18 protein-coding genes are annotated in these 20,910 nt (G+C 63.2%); 8 read left to right on the forward strand and 10 right to left on the reverse strand.

Annotated elements, in window-relative coordinates:
* Nucleotides 1-44 precede the first annotated feature (44 nt).
* On the forward strand, nucleotides 45-1,019 hold the full coding sequence (locus tag H7E91_RS10850) for a phosphotransferase (RefSeq protein ID WP_182355116.1): 975 nt from the start codon (nucleotides 45-47) through the stop codon (nucleotides 1,017-1,019).
* Here the strand turns inward: H7E91_RS10850 and H7E91_RS10855 are convergent.
* Nucleotides 922-4,317 (reverse strand): UvrD-helicase domain-containing protein, encoded by a 3,396-nt coding sequence (locus H7E91_RS10855; RefSeq protein WP_182355117.1) that lies wholly within the window; start codon nucleotides 4,315-4,317, stop codon nucleotides 922-924. The genes H7E91_RS10850 and H7E91_RS10855 overlap by 98 nt on opposite strands.
* On the reverse strand, nucleotides 4,314-7,391 hold the full coding sequence (locus H7E91_RS10860; protein WP_182355118.1) for a UrvD/REP family ATP-dependent DNA helicase: 3,078 nt from the start codon (nucleotides 7,389-7,391) through the stop codon (nucleotides 4,314-4,316). The genes H7E91_RS10855 and H7E91_RS10860 overlap by 4 nt, the downstream gene beginning before the upstream one ends.
* Nucleotides 7,392-7,451: 60 nt before the next feature.
* Between H7E91_RS10860 and H7E91_RS10865 the strand changes: the two genes are divergently transcribed.
* Both H7E91_RS10865 and H7E91_RS10870 read left to right on the forward strand, forming a co-directional pair.
* Nucleotides 7,452-7,676 (forward strand): DUF3107 domain-containing protein, encoded by a 225-nt coding sequence (locus tag H7E91_RS10865; RefSeq protein WP_182355119.1) that lies wholly within the window; start codon nucleotides 7,452-7,454, stop codon nucleotides 7,674-7,676.
* 164 nt (nucleotides 7,677-7,840) lie between these two features.
* A complete protein-coding gene (locus H7E91_RS10870; RefSeq protein WP_182355120.1) occupies nucleotides 7,841-9,379 on the forward strand; it encodes a DEAD/DEAH box helicase in 1,539 nt (512 codons plus the stop codon).
* A gap of 134 nt (nucleotides 9,380-9,513) precedes the next feature.
* Here the strand turns inward: H7E91_RS10870 and H7E91_RS10875 are convergent, their stop codons facing one another.
* Complete coding sequence (locus tag H7E91_RS10875) at nucleotides 9,514-10,134, reverse strand: MarC family protein (RefSeq protein WP_182355121.1); 621 nt, start codon at nucleotides 10,132-10,134, stop codon at nucleotides 9,514-9,516.
* Nucleotides 10,131-10,967 carry a PHP domain-containing protein gene (locus H7E91_RS10880; RefSeq protein ID WP_182355122.1) on the reverse strand — a complete coding sequence of 279 codons (837 nt, stop codon included), beginning with the start codon at nucleotides 10,965-10,967 and terminating at the stop codon, nucleotides 10,131-10,133. Before H7E91_RS10880 ends, H7E91_RS10875 begins: the two co-directional genes overlap by 4 nt.
* A gap of 78 nt (nucleotides 10,968-11,045) precedes the next feature.
* Between H7E91_RS10880 and H7E91_RS10885 the strand changes: the two genes are divergently transcribed.
* From H7E91_RS10885 to H7E91_RS10895, 3 genes are read left to right on the forward strand one after another with little or no spacing between them, the layout of a single operon-like run.
* On the forward strand, nucleotides 11,046-12,542 hold the full coding sequence (locus H7E91_RS10885; RefSeq protein WP_422111044.1) for an aminopeptidase P family protein: 1,497 nt from the start codon (nucleotides 11,046-11,048) through the stop codon (nucleotides 12,540-12,542).
* A gap of 2 nt (nucleotides 12,543-12,544) precedes the next feature.
* The gene (locus H7E91_RS10890) at nucleotides 12,545-13,801 is read left to right on the forward strand and encodes a magnesium transporter MgtE N-terminal domain-containing protein (protein ID WP_182355124.1); all 1,257 of its coding nucleotides are present in this window, start codon (nucleotides 12,545-12,547) and stop codon (nucleotides 13,799-13,801) included.
* Nucleotides 13,794-14,351, forward strand: coding sequence for a DUF1003 domain-containing protein (locus H7E91_RS10895; protein WP_182355125.1), 558 nt, complete (start codon nucleotides 13,794-13,796; stop codon nucleotides 14,349-14,351). The genes H7E91_RS10890 and H7E91_RS10895 overlap by 8 nt, the downstream gene beginning before the upstream one ends.
* Before the next feature lie 69 nt (nucleotides 14,352-14,420).
* Here H7E91_RS10895 and H7E91_RS10900 read toward each other — a convergent pair whose 3' ends face one another.
* Entirely contained in the window at nucleotides 14,421-16,319 is a 1,899-nt protein-coding gene (locus tag H7E91_RS10900) for an acyltransferase family protein (RefSeq protein ID WP_182355126.1), read from the reverse strand.
* A gap of 131 nt (nucleotides 16,320-16,450) precedes the next feature.
* Between H7E91_RS10900 and H7E91_RS10905 the strand changes: the two genes are divergently transcribed.
* Nucleotides 16,451-17,578, forward strand: a complete 1,128-nt coding sequence (locus H7E91_RS10905) for an Mrp/NBP35 family ATP-binding protein (protein WP_182355127.1) — start codon at nucleotides 16,451-16,453, stop codon at nucleotides 17,576-17,578.
* 149 nt (nucleotides 17,579-17,727) lie between these two features.
* Here the strand turns inward: H7E91_RS10905 and H7E91_RS10910 are convergent, their stop codons facing one another.
* Nucleotides 17,728-18,246 carry a twin-arginine translocase TatA/TatE family subunit gene (locus tag H7E91_RS10910; protein ID WP_182355128.1) on the reverse strand — a complete coding sequence of 173 codons (519 nt, stop codon included), beginning with the start codon at nucleotides 18,244-18,246 and terminating at the stop codon, nucleotides 17,728-17,730.
* A gap of 188 nt (nucleotides 18,247-18,434) precedes the next feature.
* Here H7E91_RS10910 and H7E91_RS10915 point away from each other — a divergent pair, with 188 nt between their 5' ends.
* Entirely contained in the window at nucleotides 18,435-19,058 is a 624-nt protein-coding gene (locus H7E91_RS10915; protein WP_182355129.1) for an O-methyltransferase, read from the forward strand.
* A gap of 51 nt (nucleotides 19,059-19,109) precedes the next feature.
* Here the strand turns inward: H7E91_RS10915 and H7E91_RS10920 are convergent, their stop codons facing one another.
* From H7E91_RS10920 to H7E91_RS10935, 4 genes are all read right to left on the reverse strand, one after another.
* Entirely contained in the window at nucleotides 19,110-19,277 is a 168-nt protein-coding gene (locus H7E91_RS10920; RefSeq protein ID WP_182355130.1) for a DUF3117 domain-containing protein, read from the reverse strand.
* A gap of 67 nt (nucleotides 19,278-19,344) precedes the next feature.
* Nucleotides 19,345-20,121 carry an LOG family protein gene (locus H7E91_RS10925; RefSeq protein ID WP_182355131.1) on the reverse strand — a complete coding sequence of 259 codons (777 nt, stop codon included), beginning with the start codon at nucleotides 20,119-20,121 and terminating at the stop codon, nucleotides 19,345-19,347.
* Nucleotides 20,122-20,134: 13 nt separating this feature from the next.
* Nucleotides 20,135-20,734: an NAD(P)/FAD-dependent oxidoreductase gene (locus tag H7E91_RS10930; RefSeq protein WP_338401795.1), complete on the reverse strand. Its 600-nt coding sequence runs from the start codon at nucleotides 20,732-20,734 to the stop codon at nucleotides 20,135-20,137.
* A gap of 44 nt (nucleotides 20,735-20,778) precedes the next feature.
* Nucleotides 20,779-20,910: integrase core domain-containing protein (locus H7E91_RS10935; RefSeq protein ID WP_182354407.1), on the reverse strand; the 132-nt coding region annotated here is incomplete at its 5' end.

Below are 20,910 nucleotides of genomic sequence, written 5' to 3' on the forward strand. Positions count from 1 at the left end.
AGTGTGATCTGGCAGGTATCGACCGTTTCGCCTAAGTTGAGACTGTGACTCGGACTTCCCTCTTCCTCGCCGCCATCGCCGTCTCAGCGCTGGGGGACGTCGAGATCGTGGCCACCCGCCCACCGTTCGAGTCAACCCCCGATTACCACGTCGCCGGTGTGCTCGACTCGCAGGGCAGGCACTGGGTTGTCAAGTATCCCCGCCACCAGCTCGCCGGGGCGGCGTTGGAAGCCGAAGCAGCCCTCGCCGATGGTCTCATCCAAGCGGTTGACCGAGGGGCACTTCCCTTCGATGTTATCCGACCCAAAGCGTTCTCGACAGTTCGGGACGGCGGCAGGGCCATGGTGTACCGCGAGCCCTACGGCCGGAGCGTCGACCTCGACACCCTCTCGAAACCAGGCGCCCAGTCGGTCGGCCGCGCACTCGGGGCGTTGCACGAGCTTGATCCAAACGTTTACGCATCGGGAGGAGTGCCGATCTATGACGCCGATGGCCTGCGCCGCCGACTCCAGACGGAACTCGAAGACGTGGCCCTCACCCGCATGGCCCCAAGCGCTCTGCTGGGTCGTTGGGACAGATGGATCGCAGACGATTCGCTCTGGCAGATCGAGACGGTCCCCGTCCACGGGGACATGGACGAAGATCACGTCCTATGGGCGAACGACCAGGTCAGTGCCATCAGCGGGTTCGGGTATGCGCACGTGGGCGACCCTGCCGAGGACTTCGTGTGGCTCGCGAACACCCTGGACGATGAGTTGCTCGATGTCGTGACGGAGTCGTACGCCATGGCGAGGGGCCGCGGCGGCGACGCTCACCTGCTCGAACGTGTCCTTCTCCACTCCGAGTTTGCGCTCGCTCGCTGGCTCCTGCACGGCACGCGCATCGATTCCGATGAGATCGTGGAGGAGGCGCGCGCCATGCTTAGTGAACTTGATGAGACGATTGCAGCTGATCCGCACGAGATGACGGGGCCGCGGTGGCAGATGGACGACCCGTTGACCGGAGGCTCTCCCGCCTGAGTCCATCAGCGGTAGCACCTGCAATTCGGACCTGCTCGACGAGGTGGGACACCCTCGATTCCAGCTCTTCGGCACTGATTGGCTCCACGTCGTACATCCGGCGGGTCGGATCTTTTTCCCCCAGGTAGGCGAACGAAGCTCGGATGTTCTCCGGCGCGGTCCCCGTCACCTTCGCCCACGCGAAACGATAAAGATGAAGCTGAAGCTCGCGCGTCGCAAGATCTGCATCCCGTGGGCGGCGCCCCGTCTTCCAGTCGACGATCCGGACCCGCCGTTCGCCAGTCACGTCGTTGACGCCATCGTCGAACACGGCGTCGATCGTGCCTCTCATCGGCATATCCGCAACCGTCACATCGACTGGCGCCTCGATCGCGATCGGCCGGAGGCCAGCCTTGACGACGTCGAGGTCCTCGAAGGCTGCGATGAGCGCGGAGACTCTCGGATCGAGGAGGTCGAGTCCGAGCACCTGCTCGATCTCGCCGGAGACATCGATAAGATCTCCGGTGCGCGGGGCCGAATACTGCAGCGCAATATGTTCGTGCACCTGCTGGCCGATGCGGGCGGCGACTGCTGGTTCACTCGGTATCGGGCGCTCCAGGTTCCGTCGGTACTCCTCAGGGCTGCTCGCCATCGCGACAACACCATTCGCTGTGAGATGGCCGATATCGAGTTCGTCGGGTTCATCACGACCGAGTAGCGCGATGAGGTCGTCGAGAGAATCACGCAACCAGGGCGAGCGATCTCGAGCCATCTCCATCATCTCGGCCACCGAACGTGGAGCCTGGGCTGCGACAACCGCAGCCGCGTCCTTGACGTGGACATCTCCGCCGCGATGAAGACCATCTGGCCAGAGCGCGCTCGGAATCTCCGCCTCAGACTCTCCTGTCACCTCGGGAAGCTCGTCGAGACTGACGCCGAGAGCGGGCACATCGAGCCCAAGGAGGAGCCGTGAAGGACCGACATCAGCCTTCTTCCCCTCAGCGAGCTTTGCAAAGCAATCCCGGCCCTTGTCGTGGTTCTCGTACCAGTATCCCGCGAGTAACAGTCGTGATCGCGGTCTCGTCATCGCGACATAGGCGAGCCGGCGCCGTTCCCGGTTCTCGTGCTCGGCCATATCGTCGACGTCCCACCTGGCGAAGGACTCGGCGAGCTCGTCCTTGTCCTGAGTGTTCTGCCACCGCCAGTCAGGCAGGGACGGAGCATCGGCCCGTAGCCACTGCGGCACCTTACCGGCGCAGCCAATCCACGGGTCCCTATGCTTTTGTTTGAGCAGGTCAAAACCCCCGTAGCGGAGTTCTGGAATCGCAACATAATCCCATTCGAGACCTTTGGCTCCGTGGACTGTCATGATCGTGACGGAGTGGGGGTCTTCCAGCTCGTCCTTCGTCACCTCGCCGGACTGGAGTGCGAGATCCGCGAGCGGCATGTCGTCCGACCCGGTTTTTTCCTTCTCCTCAACCAGGTCGAGCCAGGTGAGAAACGCGTCCAGCGTGGCGCCCTCGGTCGTTTCCGAATATCCCGCTGCCATGCGCTGGAGGATGGCAAGACTTGCCCTGCCAATGCCACCCCGTACGGATCGAGACGCGACCTCGGTTTCGAGACCCGTGATCCGTGCCGCCATGCTGACCAGATCCTCGATGCGAGCGTGCCGAGCCTCGGTCAAGGTGGTCATCCACCTCACGAGCATCGCGAGTCGGCGCCGTCCAGCTTCCGACACGTCGGCACGGTCGACGAAGCTGAGAGCTTCGATGAAGCTCAGCCTTGCTCCCTCGTCACGCTCCGCACTCCTGCGGACAACGTTGACGGCCTCGATATCGGCAGGGGCAATATTGAGATAGGACATGAAGCGGATGAGCTCATCGCCGCGCGCAGGGTTAATGACAGCCCGGAGAAGAGCACGCACGGTCTTTGCCTCAGGTTGGGTGATCGCGGACTGACTGCCATGGGCGATGTACGGGATACCGAGCTCCTCCAATGCCTTCGCCATCGGCTCGAAGTCCGCCCGCGCTCGACAGAGGACAGCGGCCGACGGCCCGCGGCCGTCATTCATGTCCGCATGCGCGTCGCGATACTGAGCAATATCGCGAGCTATCGCACGATACGACTCGTCCTTGAATGTTTCAAACGAAATCTCGACCTCGCCACCACTCGGTATGAAGGCCGCCAGAGGCGGGACAGTCAGCCCGGACTGCTGTGCGTGCCGACGGAGCGGTGACGCAACCGTGTTCGCGGCCTCGAGGATCTCGCCCTTGTTACGGAACGCCATCGCCAGGGAGTACTCGGCAACTGGCTTCTCCGGTCCGCGGAAACTGACCTTAAATGCGGAGAGTGCGTCGGCTGAGGCTCCGCGCCAGCCATAGATTGCCTGGTTCGGATCGCCAACCGCCGTCACGTCGTGGCCGCCGCCGAACAGTTCTGCCAGGAACAGCGCCTGATTCACGGACGTGTCCTGGTATTCATCGAGCAGGACAAGCCGGTGCTCGCCACGATACTGCTGGACAAGTTGCGGGCGTGCACGAAGCACGCGGTGCGCGACCGAGACCTGATCCGCGAATTCGATGAGGCGATTGGCCCGCTTGTATGCGAAATAGGCGTCAACCATGTCGAGCACGATTAGGCGCGTGGCGTACTTGTCGCGGTGGCTGAACAGCCTGCCAGCCTTCGCTTTCGTGAGGCTCTGATAATCGAGGGACTCGATGTGGTCGTCGAATTCGGCCATCGCCTCGCGAACGTCATCGGTCGTCAGCTGGTTGTCGAGAATTTCTGACGACATCCGAAGAACATGGTCAACAAGGGTCGTCAATTTACCGTCGAGACCCTCCCTCGGTCCGCGCCAGCCGCGCACGATGTCGTTGACAATCTGGAAGCGCTCCGCATCGGTGATAAGGCGAGAGGACGGGTCGACTCCAACGAGGAGACCGTGCTCGGAGGCGATCGTCGACGCGAACGCGTTGTACGTCGACACCTGAGGGCGAGAGAGAATTGCCGTTTCCTCGTCCAGGGCGGTCGATCCGAGCCTGGCGGCTCGACGAAGCATGGCAGCGATGCGAGAGCTGAGCTCATTCGCGGCTTTGTTCGTGAACGTCAGGCCGAGGGCTTGGCCCGGCTCGACCCGACCAGCGGCGGCGCTGTACACCACACGCAACGCCATCGTTTTCGTCTTGCCTGCGCCAGCACCCGCGATGACAAGCGCGGGCTCCGGACCGCCCATGATGACGTCGAGCTGGTCCGACGTCGGAGGGTATCCGTCGATGAGCTCGAGGAAGCGACTTGCTCCCTGCCGGGTGTCGAGGTTCACGAGAACAGCGCTCCTTCGTCATACAGCGGGCATACGGCTTTCACGGCACAGAACGTGCACCACTCATTGGTTCGGGCGGCGAGGCTGGACCCGCTGAGGTCCTCCTGGACGCTCGCGAGAAGATCATCGACCGCCTTCCGATCATCGTCAGTGAGCGGGTCCTGGACACGAAGTGACGGGTTACCCTTCGCAAGCCTGGCGGCCGGATAAACGAGGCGGGCACCAGCAACAGGTACACCGACGGCCCTTTCGTAGGCCCACTGATAAATCTTCAGCTGAGGGTTGTCCTGAACCACGGCGGCTGGCCGTGCCGTGTCGCTCGTCTTGAAGTCGACGATGACCGGACCCCGCTCCGAATGCTCGACGCGGTCGATGCGGCCGGAGACCGTAAACGCCTCTGTGTCGACGCGGACGGATTGCTCCACGTCGGCGGGCGGACTGGCGGCAAGGTAGACGGCGAGGGACTCGACCATTGAACGGACCCTGTCATATTCCGTGGTTTTCTCGAGACCGTCCTCCATCGTCGATGCGATGACGGTCCACTTCTCCTCGAATGCCGCGAGGAGCTCGTCGCGACCCCCGTTCGGGTAGCTTTCAGCGAGCTCGTGGATAAGGGTGCCGATATCGAGTCGACGCCGGTCATCCGTATCGCTGAAACCTCGAGACGACATGAACCAACGCAGCGGGCATGCGGCAACATCCTCGACAGCCGACGGGCTGAGTCGAAGGTCGGTCCTCCAGACCGCATCGGTGCTCGGCTCGAGAGCTGGCACCCACGTGTGCGGGTCCACTCCCGCGATATCGACATCGGTCCACTGCGGCAGGGATGCAAGAATCGCCGCGGCAGCCTCTCTGTCCTTTTCGCCGACTCCGAGTTCGGGATCAGACAGAACGGAGCGGAGCCGGCCAACGATGCCCGGAACCGACATCGACAGCTCGCTCGCATCGACCTGATCGATATCATTCTCGTCAGCGATGAGGTCGATGAATCGCGAGCGGGATGTCTCTTCGGAGTCCACTGCGGTGAGGACAAGAGCCTGCTTCGCACGGCCAGCTGCCGCGGCAAGCATGCGGAGCTCGTCGTCGAGCACAGAGCGAACCGAGACACCATCCGTCAGCCTGTCGAGGTAGAGTTCGGCAAGCCTGCCGGCACCAAAGAGACCGTCACGGGCGCGAAGGTTGGGCCACACACCGTCGTTGAGATCAGCGACAATGACGAGATCAAATTCGAGTCCCACCGCCATCGCCGGAGTGAGAAGGTGAACACCTGCTTCACGACCTGTACGCGCGATCGAATCTTCGGCGAATTCCTGAGCCTCGAGATCCTGCACGAGCTCGATTGAAGAGGCCCGGCCGTCCCGGTCGACCATCCGCTGAGCTGCCCTAAACATTGTCATGACCGCGTCGAGCATCGCGTTCGCCGCGCGACCGCGGACACCTCCCGCGAGCGCAAGAGTGCGCCATTCTTCAGCTCGGCCAGCGGCGTGCCACGCCGCCCACAGCACCGACTCGGCGTTCCCACCGTCGACAACGGCCGCTCGGGCGGACGCAACTATCGTCCTAAGGCGCCTGACCGGAGCCGCCCATCGCTCCGCAGGGGCGTTCTCCACGAGATGGCGAACGGGCGAGACCGTGTCATGTTCGGTGGCCCACGCCGCGAGCCGGCGGCGCAGGCTTCTCAGCTCCTGGGGCTCAATGCCGACGAGCGGGGACGCGAGCACGTTGAGAAGTGTCGCATCATCCAGCTCGTCACCGTTGGCCTCTCGGACGACGTCGATGAGGGCCCGGACGATCGGAACGTAACGCAACGGCTGTTCGCGAGCTGCGGGACGGACCTTCACTCCCGCATCGGCGAGGACACGCTCAAGCTCGGTATGGGCACTGCGGGCGCGAGTGATGACTGCGATGTCATCGTAGGACAAGCCGCCTCGGACATGCTTGTGTCGGATGATGCGGGCAATACCGGACAGTTGCTGATCGACACTGGCGAATGTCTTGATCGAAACCGAGTCCTCACCACCCGCTGGCCGGGGGTTTCTGTGCGAGCTCATGCCTGCCACGCCGATGCGTGAACACAGCGCATCTTGAATTCGAGAGAGATGTTCGCCGGCACGGTGCCGGGTCCGAAGCGCCACAACTTCCGCTCCGAAACCGAGCCCGTCTCGGCTTCCTTTCGCAAGCCCAGGCAGGTGGGCTATGCCGCCGCGAAAACCCTCGACAGCGGTATCCGGGTCGGCTGCGAGGATGAGCCTCGTGCCGGCCCGGTATGAGGCGGATAGAAGTGCCGCGGTCGCGAGTGTCGCGTTCTGGTAGTCGTCGACGATAATCCAGTCCGAGTGAGGCATAGCCCCGTCGGACCACGCGTCCGGAGCGGAGAGTAATCTCGCCGCCTGGTGAACAAGCCGGGCGTGGTCGAAACGGTCCGCTCCCCCGCCTCCCATCGCCGTCGCATCCTCGAGGGCGAGTGCACTTTCGTACTGGTCGATAAGCTCACCGGCGGCAACCCACATCTCTTCCCCCTGTTGACGGCCGAGTCGGGCGAGGTCTGAGCCCTGGAGCCCGAGTTCCGCGGCGCGGGTGAGGAGGTCTCGTAGCTCGGCTCGGAAGCCCGGTAGCTCCATGACCTCGGGAGTAATTTCCTTCGGCCATGGGATGTCGTCACCGAGCTCGACGAGTAGCTCTCCGATAATCGCGTCTTGGGCTGGACCGGTGATGAGCTCAGGAGTCTGCCGATGCCGATCGGCCGCGTACTGCTGGAGAATCGTGAATGCCCACGCCTGCGCAGTGCGCACAGCAAGCCCCTCGGGCAGACGACCAAGTCGAGTTGTCAGTCGAGCACGCAGGTCATCGGCCGCCCGGCGTCCAGAGGCGAGGACAACTGCGGTCTGATTTGTCTCAACGATCCTCGACACGGCTTCGAGGAGAACACGTGTCTTGCCTGTGCCTGCGGCTCCGGCGATGACAGTGGAGCGCGCAGAAAGCGCCCGTTCAAGCGCCGCAACCTGTGAATTATCGAGCACAATCTCCCCCATACCGGCCCACGATACGCGAGCCCAGCGGCCAATCTGCGCCATTTTTCGGCTGGTGACGAATCGTCGCCAGCGTTGGCCATGCTTTTCCGTACGATTGGCACCATGGAACTGCACATCGGTATTCAAAACATCACCCGCGAACTCACCTACGACGTCGACATGTCCCCGGAGGAGGTCGAGGAGGCCCTCGAGAAGGCAATTGCCGACAACGGCATCTTCCGGGTCGAAGATTCGAAGGGTCGCAAGGCCTATGTGCCGGTCACGACGCTGGCCTACGTCTCACTCGGAGAGGACGAGCCCCGCAGGGTTGGCTTCGGTCACGCGTGACACATATTCGGCGGCCGGCCGCGGCCGTGGACTAAGATGGTCCCGAAGGTTGACCGGTCGTGCCGTTGACATCATCACTCTCGCCGGATTCCCGGCATTTGCTCCTCTGCGATCGGCTGCCAGCGCGAACAGCGCTCCTATCCGCCGATCAGCAAAGGGGACGTATGTCTTCACACACCGGAAAAATTGATACCGACGAGGCCGTCGTGCCCGAACTCAACGAACCCGCGGCAGATATCGCCGCCGCGCCCGATGAGATTGAACAGAAGTCTTTCGCCGACTACGGCGTGAGCGAACCCATCGTCGACGCACTCGACGCGAAGGGCATCACCTATCCCTTCCCGATCCAAGCACTGACACTGCCGATCGCGCTGTCGGGACAGGACATCATCGGGCAGGCGAAGACGGGGACTGGCAAAACTCTCGGCTTTGGCATCCCCATGATTGAGGCTGTCGTTGGTCCCGGCGAAGAAGGTTTTGATCAGTTGCGTGCGCCCGGTGCGCCGCAGGCCCTGGCTATCGCACCGACGCGTGAGCTTGCCGTTCAGGTCGCTGGCGACATCGTCGCAGCATCGGTTAACCGCAACGTTCGAATCGTTGAGGTCTACGGCGGGCGAGCATACGAGCCCCAGGTCGAGGCACTAAAGAAGGGCGCTGAGATTGTCGTCGGAACCCCGGGGCGTCTCATCGACCTGCTCAAGCAGAGGATTCTCGACCTCTCGCACGTGAAAGTTCTTGTGCTCGATGAGGCCGATGAGATGCTCGATCTCGGCTTCCTCGAGGACGTCGAAACGATCATGTCGGCAACGCCAGCCTCCCGGCACACGATGCTGTTCTCAGCAACGATGCCCGGCCCCGTCGTCGCCATGGCGCGCCGCTTCATGACCCGCCCGACGCACATTCGCGCCCAGGATCCGACCGACGACAACCAGACGGTGAAGGACACGACCCAGGTTGTCTACCGGGCCCACCAGCTCAACAAGATCGAAGTTCTTGTCCGCATCCTCCAGGCCAGGGATCGCGAACTCGCGATCGTCTTCACCCGGACAAAGCGGCAGGCAGCTCGCGTCGCAGAGGATCTCGAAGAGCGGGGCTTCGCAACGGGGGCTCTTCATGGTGATCTCGGCCAGGGCGCCCGTGAACGCGCGCTCCGGGCCTTCCGCTCCGGCAAGATCGATATTCTTGTCGCGACGGATGTCGCTGCGCGCGGCATCGACGTCGATAACGTCACGCACGTCGTTAATTACCAGTGCCCCGAGGACGATAAGACCTATGTCCACCGCATTGGCCGTACCGGTCGCGCGGGACAGAAGGGCACGGCGGTCACGTTCGTCGACTGGGAGGACATGCCGCGCTGGTCCGTTATCAACAACGCACTCAACCTCGGCACCCCCGAGCCCGTCGAGACGTACCATACGTCGGAGCATCTCTACGAAGACCTCGGCATTGATCCGTCGGTCACCGGCCGGTTACCGCGCGCGCAACGCACCCGGGCTGGTCTAGAGGCTGAAGAGGTCGAGGACCTCGGCGAGACCGGCGGCAAGTCGTCGCGGAGCCGTGGCGGCAGCGGAAGTCGCGGAGGCGGCAGGGGTGGACGCAGTGAAGGCCGCGGCCGGAGCGGAAGTAGCTCGTCAGATCGTCCGCGCCGCCCGCGCCAGCGCAAGCGGACGAAGAACGGCAAGCCACACGGTGAGGCGAGCTGACTCGACACCTCACAACGACAAAGGGATGGACTCTGCTCGAGTCCATCCCTTTGTCGTACGACCCCGCGGTTGTTCGGTGTCCCTTGGCGCGGCGGGCCCAACTCGTTGGCCATTCGCCAGTAAAGCGGTGGCCTCTACATACCGTCGATGACGCCGAGGACACCGTTGACCATAAGCTGAATAGCGATCGCTGCGAGGAGCATGCCGGACAGTTTTGTCAGGACGGTAATGCCGCCCTCGCCAAGTAGTCGGTTGATGAGGACTGAGAAGCGCAGGCTCGCCCACGTGAGGACGTGAACGGAGACGAACGCGGCGATCACTGCGGCGAGGGAAGGAAGTTCGTTGCCAGCTTCCCCAACGGCGAGCATGAAAGCGACGATCGTGCCTGGACCCGCGAGCAACGGTGTCCCGAGAGGGACAAGCGCGACGTTCGTCTTGCCAGCCGGTTTGCCAGGGTCACTTTCCTCTCCGGTCAGGAGCTGAAGTGCGACGAGCAGGAGGAGGAGGCCACCCGAGATTTGCATCGCCTGGACGGAGATGTGGAGAAATCCGAGAATGTAGGTGCCGAAAAGGCCGAAGGTGCCAAGCACACCAGCCGAGACGGCGGTGGCCTGCCAGGCGGCAGTCGCACGCTCCTTCGGCGTCATTCTCGCGGTCAAGCTGAGGAAGATCGGGATCGAGCCCGCCGGGTCCATGATGACGAACAGGGTGAAGAAGGTTGAAGCGAACAGGGTGAGATCCAGGACGCTGCTCACGGATTGATGACCTCCATCGACGCCTTGTAGGCGATCTTCTCGAACATCTCGGGCGAGGTGGTGTGCTCCCCCAGACGGTTTAGCTTGCCGGAGCCATGGTAGTCGCTCGCACCGGTTCGTATGAGCTGCCGCTCTGTGACAATGTCCGCCAGTACTCGACGGTCCTCTGGCGGGTTATCGCGATGGTCGACTTCGAGGCCATCGATGCCCAGGTCAAGGCCGTAGATGATCGATTCCCAGGAGTGGGCACCGCCACGTGCGACGGCTCGCGGATGTGCCCAGATTGCGACGCCACCCGCGTCGTGGACAAGGTTAACCGCCTCGCGCAGGTCCGGCGCACGATATGGCCGGTAGTACGGTGACCGCGCCGAAAGCAACGTCGCGAATGCTTCATCACGGCTCGCGACAACGCCGCGCGCCTGCAGGGCGTCGGCGACGTGAGGTCGTCCGAGCGTCGCGTCTTGCCCCGCGACATCGAGAACCTCACCCCACGTGAGTAGACCATCGGCATCCATCGCCTCGACCATGCGGTAGAGCCGGTCGGCGCGTTCCGCACGCAGGCGCACACAGTGCTCGCCAATACCCTCCGCGGGATCAAAAAGGTAACCGAGAAGGTGGACGGAGCGGTGCTCGTGCCTGGCGCTCATCTCAATCCCCCGAACGAGCGACACGCCGGTTTCGGGAACGGCGGCGATTGCCTCGTCATATCCTGCGACGGTGTCGTGGTCGGTGAGTCCAAGGACGTCAATGCCGACGCTGGCCGCCTCGGCCATGAGCTCTCCCGGACTCTGAGTGCCGTCCGAATGGAGGGAGTGGGTGTGCAAATCAATCACTGATCAAGGTTATGGGTTTTTCTCAACGTCTGCCCGCAAACCTCGTGTGAATCGAAAGGGAGGCGCTCGAGTGACAGAATGGTCGGCATGAGCACTGAGACAGAAGATCGTGAATCCAACCGCTCCCAGCGTCCCGACAGTCGGGCATTCCGGGAGTTCATCGGAGAAGACTGGGGGCAGCGCCCTCATGGGCCCGAACGCTCCGCTGCTGCGGACTATACGGCGTTGCGGAGGAGCGCCCTGAGCCGACAGTTCGAGGGTCAGCGGCTCGTTATCCCAGCTGGCGAACTACGCGTCCGCTCAAATGACACGGACTACCGCTTCCGCGCACATTCTGCCTTCGCTCATCTCACGGGCCTCGGCGGGGAACTGGAGCCGAACGCCGTGCTTGTCATGCACCCGATGGCGGATGGCGGACATGAAGCGATTCTCTACTTCCACCCGCGCAGCCCCCGTTCATCCGAAGAATTCTGGGCCGACTCCCGGTACGGCGAGTTCTGGGTTGGAGCACGCCCCTCGCTCGCTGAGATGACGGCGATGACGGGAATCCGGACCGAGCACATCGACAGCCTCCCGGACGCTCTCGAGAAGGACCTCGGCGAGGTGCAGATCGCTGCCATCACCTCCGCTGACTCGAAGATTGACGCTCAGATCGAAGAGCTTCGCCAGCGAGAGGCACTCACCGAGGGACATGCACTCGACGCGAAACTGCGGGAGGCAACGAGCGAGTTGCGGCTCCGCAAGGACGACTGGGAGATCGCCGAGATACAAAAGGCTGTTGACGTCACCGCCCAAGGCTTCGAGGACATGATTGCCGCCTTGCCCCGCGCGGTTGACCACTGGCGCGGCGAGCGGGTCCTCGAGGGAGCCTTTGCAGCCAGGGCCCGCGAAGAGGGAAATGGGCTCGGCTACGACACGATCGCCGCCGCCGGCAACCACGCCAACACTTTGCACTGGATCGTCAACAACGGTCAGGTCAAGGGGGGTGAACTCGTCCTCATCGACGCGGGCGCGGAGGTTGACTCTCTCTACACAGCCGACATCACCCGCACCCTCCCGGTCAGCGGCACATTCACCCCAGAGCAGGCGGCGGTATACAACGCGGTTCTCGAGGCCTGCGAGGCCTCGCTCGCCAAGGCAAACGAGCCCGGTGTGCGCTTCCGTGAGATCCATGAGGCCGCTATGGTCGTCATCGCCCGCCACCTCGAAGAGTGGGGCTGCCTGCCCGGAACCGCGGAGGAATCGCTTGCCCCGGAGGGGCAATTCCATCGCCGGTGGATGCCTCACGGCACCTCCCACCACCTCGGTCTCGACGTCCACGACTGCGCCCAGGCACGCAGGGAAATGTACCTCGACGCGCACCTTGAACCCGGGATGGTTTTCACCATCGAACCGGGGCTGTACTTCCGTGAGGACGACGAAAAGATCCCGCAGTGGCTACGCGGCATCGGAGTTCGCATTGAAGATGACATCCTCGTCACCGACAAGGGCGCCCGCCGCCTGTCCGAATCGATTCCTCGCACGGTCGAGGACGTCGAGGCGTGGATGAGACGCGTGTGGGAGCGAAGGGACTGACCATGCGGACCCGAGTCTTCGTCGGTCGGCTGGCCGGCACCGGTGTCTTCGACCCGATCGGCGACCGCGTCGGCAAGGTCCACGATGTTGTCGTCCTTTTCCGTCTCGTCGGGGCGCCGCTTGGCGTCGGCCTCGTCATCGAGGTCCCTGGCAAGAAGCGTGTCTTTCTGCCGCTCTCGCGGGTCACAGCGATCGCGAACGGTCAAGTCATCACGACCGGGCTCGTCAACATTCGTCGTTTCTCCCAGCGGTCGACAGAGACTCTCGTCATCAACGAGATCCTTGATCGGCGAGTGGCGTTCAAGGACGGTAGCGGCGGTGCGACCGTTATTGATGTCGCGATCGAAGAGTATCGGCGCGCTGACTGGCGGGTCTCGCACGTCTATGTCCGCACCGATCGGGACGGACCGCACGGCGGGGAATCTCTCATCGTCCCGGTCGGCGAGCTGACCGGCCTTGCGACCGGCAAAGAGGGTCAGGCTGCGACCGCCCTCCTCGCGAGGATTGCTCACCTCAAACCTGCCGACGTGGCTGACGTGTTACGTGAGTTGCCCGGTGACCGAAGGCTCGCCGTGGCGACAGCACTTAACGACGAACGGCTTGCGGACGTCCTGTCCGAACTCGGGGACGATGAACGCGTCGCCATCATGTCCGATCTCGACCTCGACCGGGCCGCCGACGTTCTTGACGTCATGCAGCCAGACGATGCAGCGGACCTCGTTGCGGAACTCCCGTCGAGTCAGGCCGCTCTCCTTCTGGAACGCATGGACCCCGAAGAGGCAGAGGACGTCCGTCGCTTGCTGGCCTATGACGAGCGGACCGCAGGCGGTCTCATGACAACGGAGCCCATTATCCTCGGCCCCGATGCCACGGTCGCCCACGCGCTTGCGTCGGCCCGCAGATCGTCGGTGACTCCCGCCCTGGCTGCCACCATTTTTGTCACTCGACCCCCGCTCGAAAGTCCGACGGGGCGCTACCTCGGCATCGTCCACCTCCAGCGGGCGCTCCGCGAACCGCCGTCAACTCTCCTCGGCCAGATTATTGACACCGACATCGAACCACTTGACCCGGAGGATGGGATGGCGTCGGTCGCAAAGCGGATGGCGACATACAATCTCACCGCGCTTCCTGTTGTCGATGAGTCCAGGCTTCTCTTGGGCGCCGTATCGATTGATGATGTCCTCGACCATCTGCTCCCCGATGATTGGCGCACGACGCAGGACGACGAGGCAGATATGAGAGTGGAACGAAATGGCTGATCGTTTCAGTGAGCCGCTTGAAGGCCGTCAGCGCCGCCTTCGCCGAATCCGTACGCGGCGGGACTCCGATTGGCTCGGACAGATCGCCGAGACGATTGCGAGGTTCACCGGCACCCCTCGTTTTGTCATCTATCTGACGGTCTTCGTTGTGGCGTGGCTCGTGTGGAACTCCTTCGCGCCCGAGCACCTGCGCTTCGACAGTGCCGCGTTAGGCTTCACAGCCCTCACACTCATGCTGTCGCTCCAGGCGTCCTACGCCGCCCCCCTTATCCTCCTCGCCCAAAACCGGCAGGACGACAGGGATAGGGTCGCGAACGAGCAGGACCGGCGGCGGGCTGAGCGCAACCTGGCAGACACGGAGTATTTGACACGGGAAATCGTCGGCATGAGGATGACGCTCGGCGATATGGCGACTCGTGACTTTGTCCGCTCTGAGCTGCGGGACATGATCGATGAGCTCGATCGTGAGCGCACGGACCGTCTCAGGGAGCGCGAGGAGCGTATCGCCCAGCTTCAGGCCGAAATCGAAGATCTCAGGAATTCTCAATAACCCGCGCCGGCGTCGTGCTGACGCAGGAGTGCGACTGGCTAGGCCACCGTCGAACGGGACGTGTGACGGTCATGGGCTCAGTGCCTGCTTCACCGTCTCCGCGTACATTTGTGCGCCTTCACGTCCCGGGTGGACGGCATCACCGGCGAGCAGGTCGATGCGGGCGGCGATGGCAGCATTCCAGTCGGCAACCCGGACACGGTCGGGGTGACGGAGCGCGGCAGATCTAATCGCCTCGTTAGATCTGGGGACCCAGGTGACGCGAGCGGGGCCGAAGGCCGTGACGAAGACGACCGTTCGATCGGGACCCGTAGCTTCGAGGATCTGGTCGATGTCACTGTCTGTGACGCTACCGTTTGTCGCGAGCGAGATGACGACGAAGGTTCCAAGGGTTCCCTGCGCGGCGTGCTGGGAGATGAGGGTGGCGGCCGGCTTAATACTGCGTGATTCCGCCGCATCAACGATGATGCCCGGCATCGCCTCCTCCATCGCATATTTCGACGCGAGCGTGACGGAGTCCCCAATGACGGTGACCTCATCCCAGCTTTGCGGGACCGGTCGGGGCTCTGGTTCCGGCTCAGGGGACGCGGAGGGGGACGGCTCCACGGGTTCCGGGGTCGGCTGTGGGGGCTCGGTCGGAGTGAGCGTGTCAGCTGGGTCGCGCTCGGCACCCTTTCCGGGGTCCGTGCCATCGACGTCCATGGCCTCGATTCCGCCGTTCTTGCCATCCTCGACGGCCTGCTGACCGGATGAAATGGCGGGGGCGATGATGACACCACCGAGGGCGAGTGCAACGGCGATGCCGGGAAGGGCGACCGTGATGCTAGCGCGTGCCGGATTTGCTGAGGCGATTCTGTCGCGTTGGTAGGCGAGCCACGTCCTCACGCCCATACGCCGGATCGGGTTCTCAACGTAGCGGTAGGACAGGTCCGCGAGGAGAACCGACGTCGCGAGGACAATGGCGGCGACAATGAGTGGCTCCATGAGGGGGAAGCGGTAGTAGAGAAGAACGTAGAGCGGCCAGTGCCACATGTAGATGCCGTAGGAGCGAACGCCGAACCACGTGAGCGGACGGCTGTCGAGGATCCGTCGCAGGGCCGCGGCGGGCGCAGACTGCACATCGGGGAGCATGGAGCGGATGAGGAGCAGGGCGAGAAGGCTGGCCGCGACCATGCCCCACGGGTACATCCACGAGGAGTTCGGTACGCGTAGTCCCGCAACAATGATGGTCACGAGGCTCAGCCAGCCGGTCAGCCCCCAGAGTTTCGACCTACGGCTCTCAGTCGGCTCACCGCGGTCGACGACGGTCCCCTCCATCGCAAACGCGAGGCCGGCGCCAAACATGAGACCCCACAGGTGTGTATCCGTGCCCATGTACGCCCGCGTGACATCGACGTTGACGAGGACAACGTGGAGTGCCGTCGAGCCCGCGGCGAGAGCGAGCACTGCGGTAAGCCGCCAGCGGCGAGGTGCTTTGATGAGCACAAGGACGGCGATCGGCCAGAACAGGTAGAACTGCTGTTCAAGCGCGAGGGACCACATGTTTGTCAGCAGCAGAGGACTCGTCTGATTGAAGTACGAGGAACTGTTCGCGATCTCGACCCAGTTGTACGTCGCGGTCAGCGAACCGACGATCTGCCGTCCGAGGGCGACGATTGCATCGCCGCCGACAAGAACGGCGAGGGCAGCGGAGCCGATCGTCGCAAGCAAGGTAGCGGGGAAAAGCCTGCGGAACCTTCGCGCCCAAAAATCTGCCAGCCCGGTGCGACGGACGAGGAGAAGACTGGTGATAAGGAAGCCTGAGAGCACGAAGAAGACGTCGACGCCAACGTATCCGATGCCGGCCCAGCCGGGAATGAGGTGGTAGACGAGGACGAGCCCTGCGGCGATCGCACGGAGACCATCGAGGCCCTCGATGCGGCGGATCCGAGCATGCGAACCATCCGCCTTAACCGTTGCTTGTGCCACGGGCCCCCTCTCGTCCGACAAGCCAGCATAATGTCAGGGCGCGAGGGCGAGGAAGGCTGTACGCATGTGATACCGCCTACTGTGAACCGCGAGCCTAGAATACATAATGCTTCATCATTAGAATAACGAGTATGACGACACCCAGTGAGGATGCAGTACGGGAAGCCCTTGGCACCGTTCTCGATCCTGAAATTCGACGCCCCATCACCGACCTCGACATGGTCCGCAGTGTAGACATCAATGACGGCAACGTCATCGTCGGCATTGATCTGACGACGCAGGGTTGTCCGTTGCGAGGCACGATCTCCTCCGACATCGAGAACGCAGTCGGTGAGGTTGAGGGGACGACCTCGGTCACAGTCGACTTTGGCGTCATGACCGACGAACAGCGAAAGAACCTGCAGACGAAGCTACGTGGAGGCGTCCCGGAGGCCGTCATCCCGTTCACCCAGCCGGGATCTCTGACCCGCATCTACGCCATCACCTCCGGCAAGGGCGGAGTCGGGAAATCGTCGATGACCGCTAACCTTGCGGTCGCGATGGCGAAGTCGGGACTGCGGGTTGGCATCGTCGACGCCGATATCTACGGCCACTCCATTCCTGACATGCTCGGCGTCACCATGCCGCCGACCCGTGTCGAAGACATGATCATGCCTCCTGTCTCACAGGGCGTGAAGGTCATCTCCATCGGCATGTTCACGCAGGGCAACACGCCCGTCGTATGGCGTGGTCCGATGATGCACAGGGCGCTCCAGCAGTTCCTCGCCGACGTGTTCTGGGGAGACCTTGATGTCCTCCTCCTCGATCTTCCCCCCGGCACCGGCGACGTCGCCATCTCGGTTGCGCAGCTTCTGCCCAACTCCGAGATCGTCGTTATCACAACGCCTCAGCAGGCCGCCGCTCAGGTCGCCGAACGTGCGGGCGCGATGGCGGCTCAGACGAACCAGAAGGTCATTGGCGTCATCGAGAACATGTCGTTCCTCGAACTTCCAGACGGCACGAAGATGGACCTCTTCGGCACGGGCGGCGGCGAACAGGTCGCGTCCGAGCTCACACGGATCCTCGGCTACGACATTCCCGTGCTCGCTGAAATCCCGATCGAGCAGGAGCTTCGCGAGCAGGGCGACGCCGGCACTCCCCTGGCTGGCACGGACTCGGAATCTCCGGCCGCCACAACCATTCGCGGGATCGCGGACACGCTATCCCACCGGGCCCGAGGCCTTGTCGGCCGCCCGCTTGGGCTCAGCCCCATCGACTGATCTCACGTGCAACATGCTCCCAGCCGTTCGGCTGGGAGCATGTTCTGTTTCGCGGAACCATTCTGCGCGTCCCATTCGACAAGGCGCTCAGCTGTTGGACCGTCGGTCATCGTCATTCGGTAGCGCCCGGATCATTCCAGGACGACGTCTCAGGTCGCCTCGTCGTCGAACGGGACTGACTCGCGGGCGGGCTCGTCGACGGCCTGGGTCGAGGCGACGTCGCTCGGCTCCCCCACCTGATCGTTCGGTGTTGCGCTCTGCGCTGCGGGTTCCGCACCCCGAGGGCTGGACTCGTTCGCGGGCGTTGTATTGCCCTGAGACGGCTGGCCTGAGGCCTGTTGCGCCGCCGCTGGAACTGCTGCTGCCGGTGCGGTCCTCGGTGTAGACACGGGCCGAGATGTGCGGCTCGGTACCCTCGCGGGCGGCTCGTCCTTGAGTGCGTCACGCACGATTCGCCGCGGGTCGTACTGGCGCGGATCGAGGTTCTTGAGCTCTTCGAAGTCCGGGCCGAGCTCTTCCTCCACGCGGGCCTTCGCACCGGTTGCGATGGCTTTGACTTCGCGGATGAGGCGGCCGAGTTGGGCTGCGAGCTCGGGAAGCTTTTCGGGACCAACGATGACGACGAGGATGAGCGCAATGACGATGAACTCAGTCGTGTTGATTCCCATGGCGCCCATCCTAGCGCGGTCCGATCAGCGGGTCAGGTACGGAAGGACTACGCTCATAGCGTCGTACACCACATTGAGACGGCTTGAGCCAGAGAAAAGTGGCCCCGCAGGGGTGGCGTTGAGCAATGGCGGCGGACGAGGCGACTTTGCACGTAACATGAGCCTAGCAACCGTAGGAGGAAACGCTGATGTCGAGCGATAAGACGCTGTCTTGGGCCTATTCCGAGGAACAGACGCCGGAGGACCAGCCCATTGTCCAGGCGCGCGCCGCAGCAGACGACCTTGGGGTGACGGCCGTCTCCCCTGCGACGGGCGCATTACTGCGCCTCCTCGTTTCTGTTTCACAGGCCCGGACCGCCGTCGAAGTGGGCACGGGAACCGGAGTGTCGGGTCTGTACCTCCTGCTCGGCACGAGTGACCTCACGCTGACGACGATCGACGTTGAAGCTGAGGGACAGCGCGCCGCACGAGAGTTCTTCGCCCGGGCCGGCATCCGCGCCTCACGTACTCGCCTCATCAAGGGACGTTCGGCGGACATTCTGCCGAGACTCGCGGATCGGTCCTATGACCTTGTTCTCGTCGACGGCGACCCTGAGGAGGCGCCGGGCGATGCGGAAGAGGCTCTGCGAATCCTCCGGCCAGGCGGCCTTCTCATCATCGCCCGCGCCCTGCTCGATGGTCGTGTGGCAGACCCGGCGCGACGAGAGCCAGAGACCGTCGCCATCCGCGGTCTTGTACGCGACGTGTTGGACCGTAGCCCGCTGGCATCGCTTGTTCCGATTGGATCTGGGCTCCTTCTCGCCCAGACATAGAACAGAGCCCGGGCGCTGACCTAACGGTCTGCCCGGGCTCGTGACGCGATGCTAGTTGACAACTGCGTCGAGAGCGGCCCCGAGTTCGGCTGCTTCTTCGGCGTTCAGTTCGATGACGAGACGCCCCCCACCATCAACGGGAATCCTCATGACGATACCGCGGCCTTCCTTCGCCACTTCGATCGGTCCGTCACCCGAGCGGGGTTTCTGAGCTGCCATAGTCTATCTCCTTCAGTGAAGTTCACTTCATAGTTTACTTGAAAGTGACAGACACCGGGAGAAGAACCTATTCTGCATCTTCCGCACGTGCGGCCCTGTCTCCCCCATTTCGTGCGTGCACGACAGCCTTGAGGCCCGTATGGACAGCTCGGATGGCTTCGTCGGCCGTGTCGACGACCGAGAAGAGCTTCTCGTCGCCGGGCGAGATCATGCCCTCCGCGAGTGCCGTCTTCACGACCCAGTCGGCGAGCCCACCCCAGTAGTCCCGGCCGACGAGAATGACGGGGAAGGAGTCGACTTTGCGCGTCTGCACGAGTGTGAGCGCTTCGAACAGCTCATCGAGTGTTCCGTACCCGCCCGGAAGGACGATGAAACCGAGGGAATACTTGACGAACATCATCTTGCGAATGAAGAAGTACCGGAAGCTGATGCCAAGGTCGACATAGTCGTTCATGCCCTGCTCAAACGGTAGCTCGATGCCGAGCCCGACAGATATTCCCTTCGCTTCGACCGCGCCGAGATTGGCGGCCTCCATGACGCCGGGGCCGCCGCCGGTAATGACTGCAAATTTATCCTTGACGAGTCGACGGGCAATGTCCCGGGCAAGCTCGTAATCAGGATTGCCGGGTTGAACCCGGGCCGAACCGAAGACGGAGATGGCGGGGCCTAGATCCGCAAGCGCACCGAAGCCTTCGACGAACTCTGCCTGGATCCGCATGACCCGCCACGGGTCCGAATGGACCCACTCAGAGTCCTGACCGGGGGCGAGCAGGAGCGCATCCGTTGTTTTCTCCGGGATCTGTTGCCCGCGCATGAGGATCGGGCCACGTCTGTACGACTTCATGTCTGCCGCCTTTCTAATCCATCAGGGTATCGGACGTCGTCTTCCGTGCGAGGACACTCCGGATGTGGCCAGCGTCGACAGAGGCACGAAGCTGACGTGCGGCTTCGGTGATGGAGCCGGACAGGGACGGGTAGACGGTGAAGACAGACGCCATTTCATCGGCTGTCAGCCTCTTCGACACGGCGAGCGCGATGGGGAGAATATGTTCGGAAGCTGACGGCGCGACAACGACACCGCCGATGATGACTCGGGTCGATGTGTCGACGAAGAGTTTGACGAACCCGTCCGTCATCCCCTGCATCTTCGCCCGCGGGTTGCGCGTGAGCGGGATGATCGTCACGAGCGCATCGCGCCCCTCGTCGACTTCCCTCTGCGAAACCCCGACGCTGGCGATCTCGGGCGACGTAAAGATGTTGGCGGCGACTCCGCTGAGATCGAGGGGCTCAACATAGTCACCGAGCGCATGGTTCATCGCCGTCCTGCCCTGCATCGCCGCCACCGAGGCAAGCGGGAGCGAGCCCGTCACATCACCGGCGGCATAGACACGAAAGGCCGTCGTTCGAGATACTCGGTCAACGGTGATGTGGCCGGAGCTCTTGCGCGCCACCCCCACCTCGTCAAGGCCGATGCCGGAGCTGTTTGGGACGGAGCCGACGGCTAGCTGTACTGTCCGGGGAGGTTGGTTAAGCGGGTGATTGGGGCGAGCCTGTCGCAGGCTGTGTGGGGTCGGTGATGATTATAGTGATGCAGCCATCCTGGTAGGGCGTCTCGTCGCTCGGTTTCTGAGGT

The organism is Flaviflexus huanghaiensis (assembly GCF_014118685.1).
In the GTDB taxonomy this organism is placed as follows: domain Bacteria; phylum Actinomycetota; class Actinomycetes; order Actinomycetales; family Actinomycetaceae; genus Flaviflexus; species Flaviflexus huanghaiensis.

Bases quoted from the DNA above. Each gene is read 5' to 3' on its own strand.
- H7E91_RS10860 (WP_182355118.1), bottom strand. From the start codon at position 7,391: ATGGCGCAGATTGGCCGCTGGGCTCGCGTATCGTGGGCCGGTATGGGG.
- H7E91_RS10865 (WP_182355119.1), top strand. From the start codon at position 7,452: ATGGAACTGCACATCGGTATTCAAAACATCACCCGCGAACTCACCTAC.
- H7E91_RS10870 (WP_182355120.1), top strand. From the start codon at position 7,841: ATGTCTTCACACACCGGAAAAATTGATACCGACGAGGCCGTCGTGCCC.
- H7E91_RS10885 (WP_422111044.1), top strand. From the start codon at position 11,046: ATGGTCGGCATGAGCACTGAGACAGAAGATCGTGAATCCAACCGCTCC.
- H7E91_RS10890 (WP_182355124.1), top strand. From the start codon at position 12,545: ATGCGGACCCGAGTCTTCGTCGGTCGGCTGGCCGGCACCGGTGTCTTC.
- H7E91_RS10895 (WP_182355125.1), top strand. From the start codon at position 13,794: ATGGCTGATCGTTTCAGTGAGCCGCTTGAAGGCCGTCAGCGCCGCCTT.
- H7E91_RS10905 (WP_182355127.1), top strand. From the start codon at position 16,451: ATGACGACACCCAGTGAGGATGCAGTACGGGAAGCCCTTGGCACCGTT.
- H7E91_RS10910 (WP_182355128.1), bottom strand. From the start codon at position 18,246: ATGGGAATCAACACGACTGAGTTCATCGTCATTGCGCTCATCCTCGTC.
- H7E91_RS10915 (WP_182355129.1), top strand. From the start codon at position 18,435: ATGTCGAGCGATAAGACGCTGTCTTGGGCCTATTCCGAGGAACAGACG.
- H7E91_RS10920 (WP_182355130.1), bottom strand. From the start codon at position 19,277: ATGGCAGCTCAGAAACCCCGCTCGGGTGACGGACCGATCGAAGTGGCG.
- H7E91_RS10925 (WP_182355131.1), bottom strand. From the start codon at position 20,121: ATGAAGTCGTACAGACGTGGCCCGATCCTCATGCGCGGGCAACAGATC.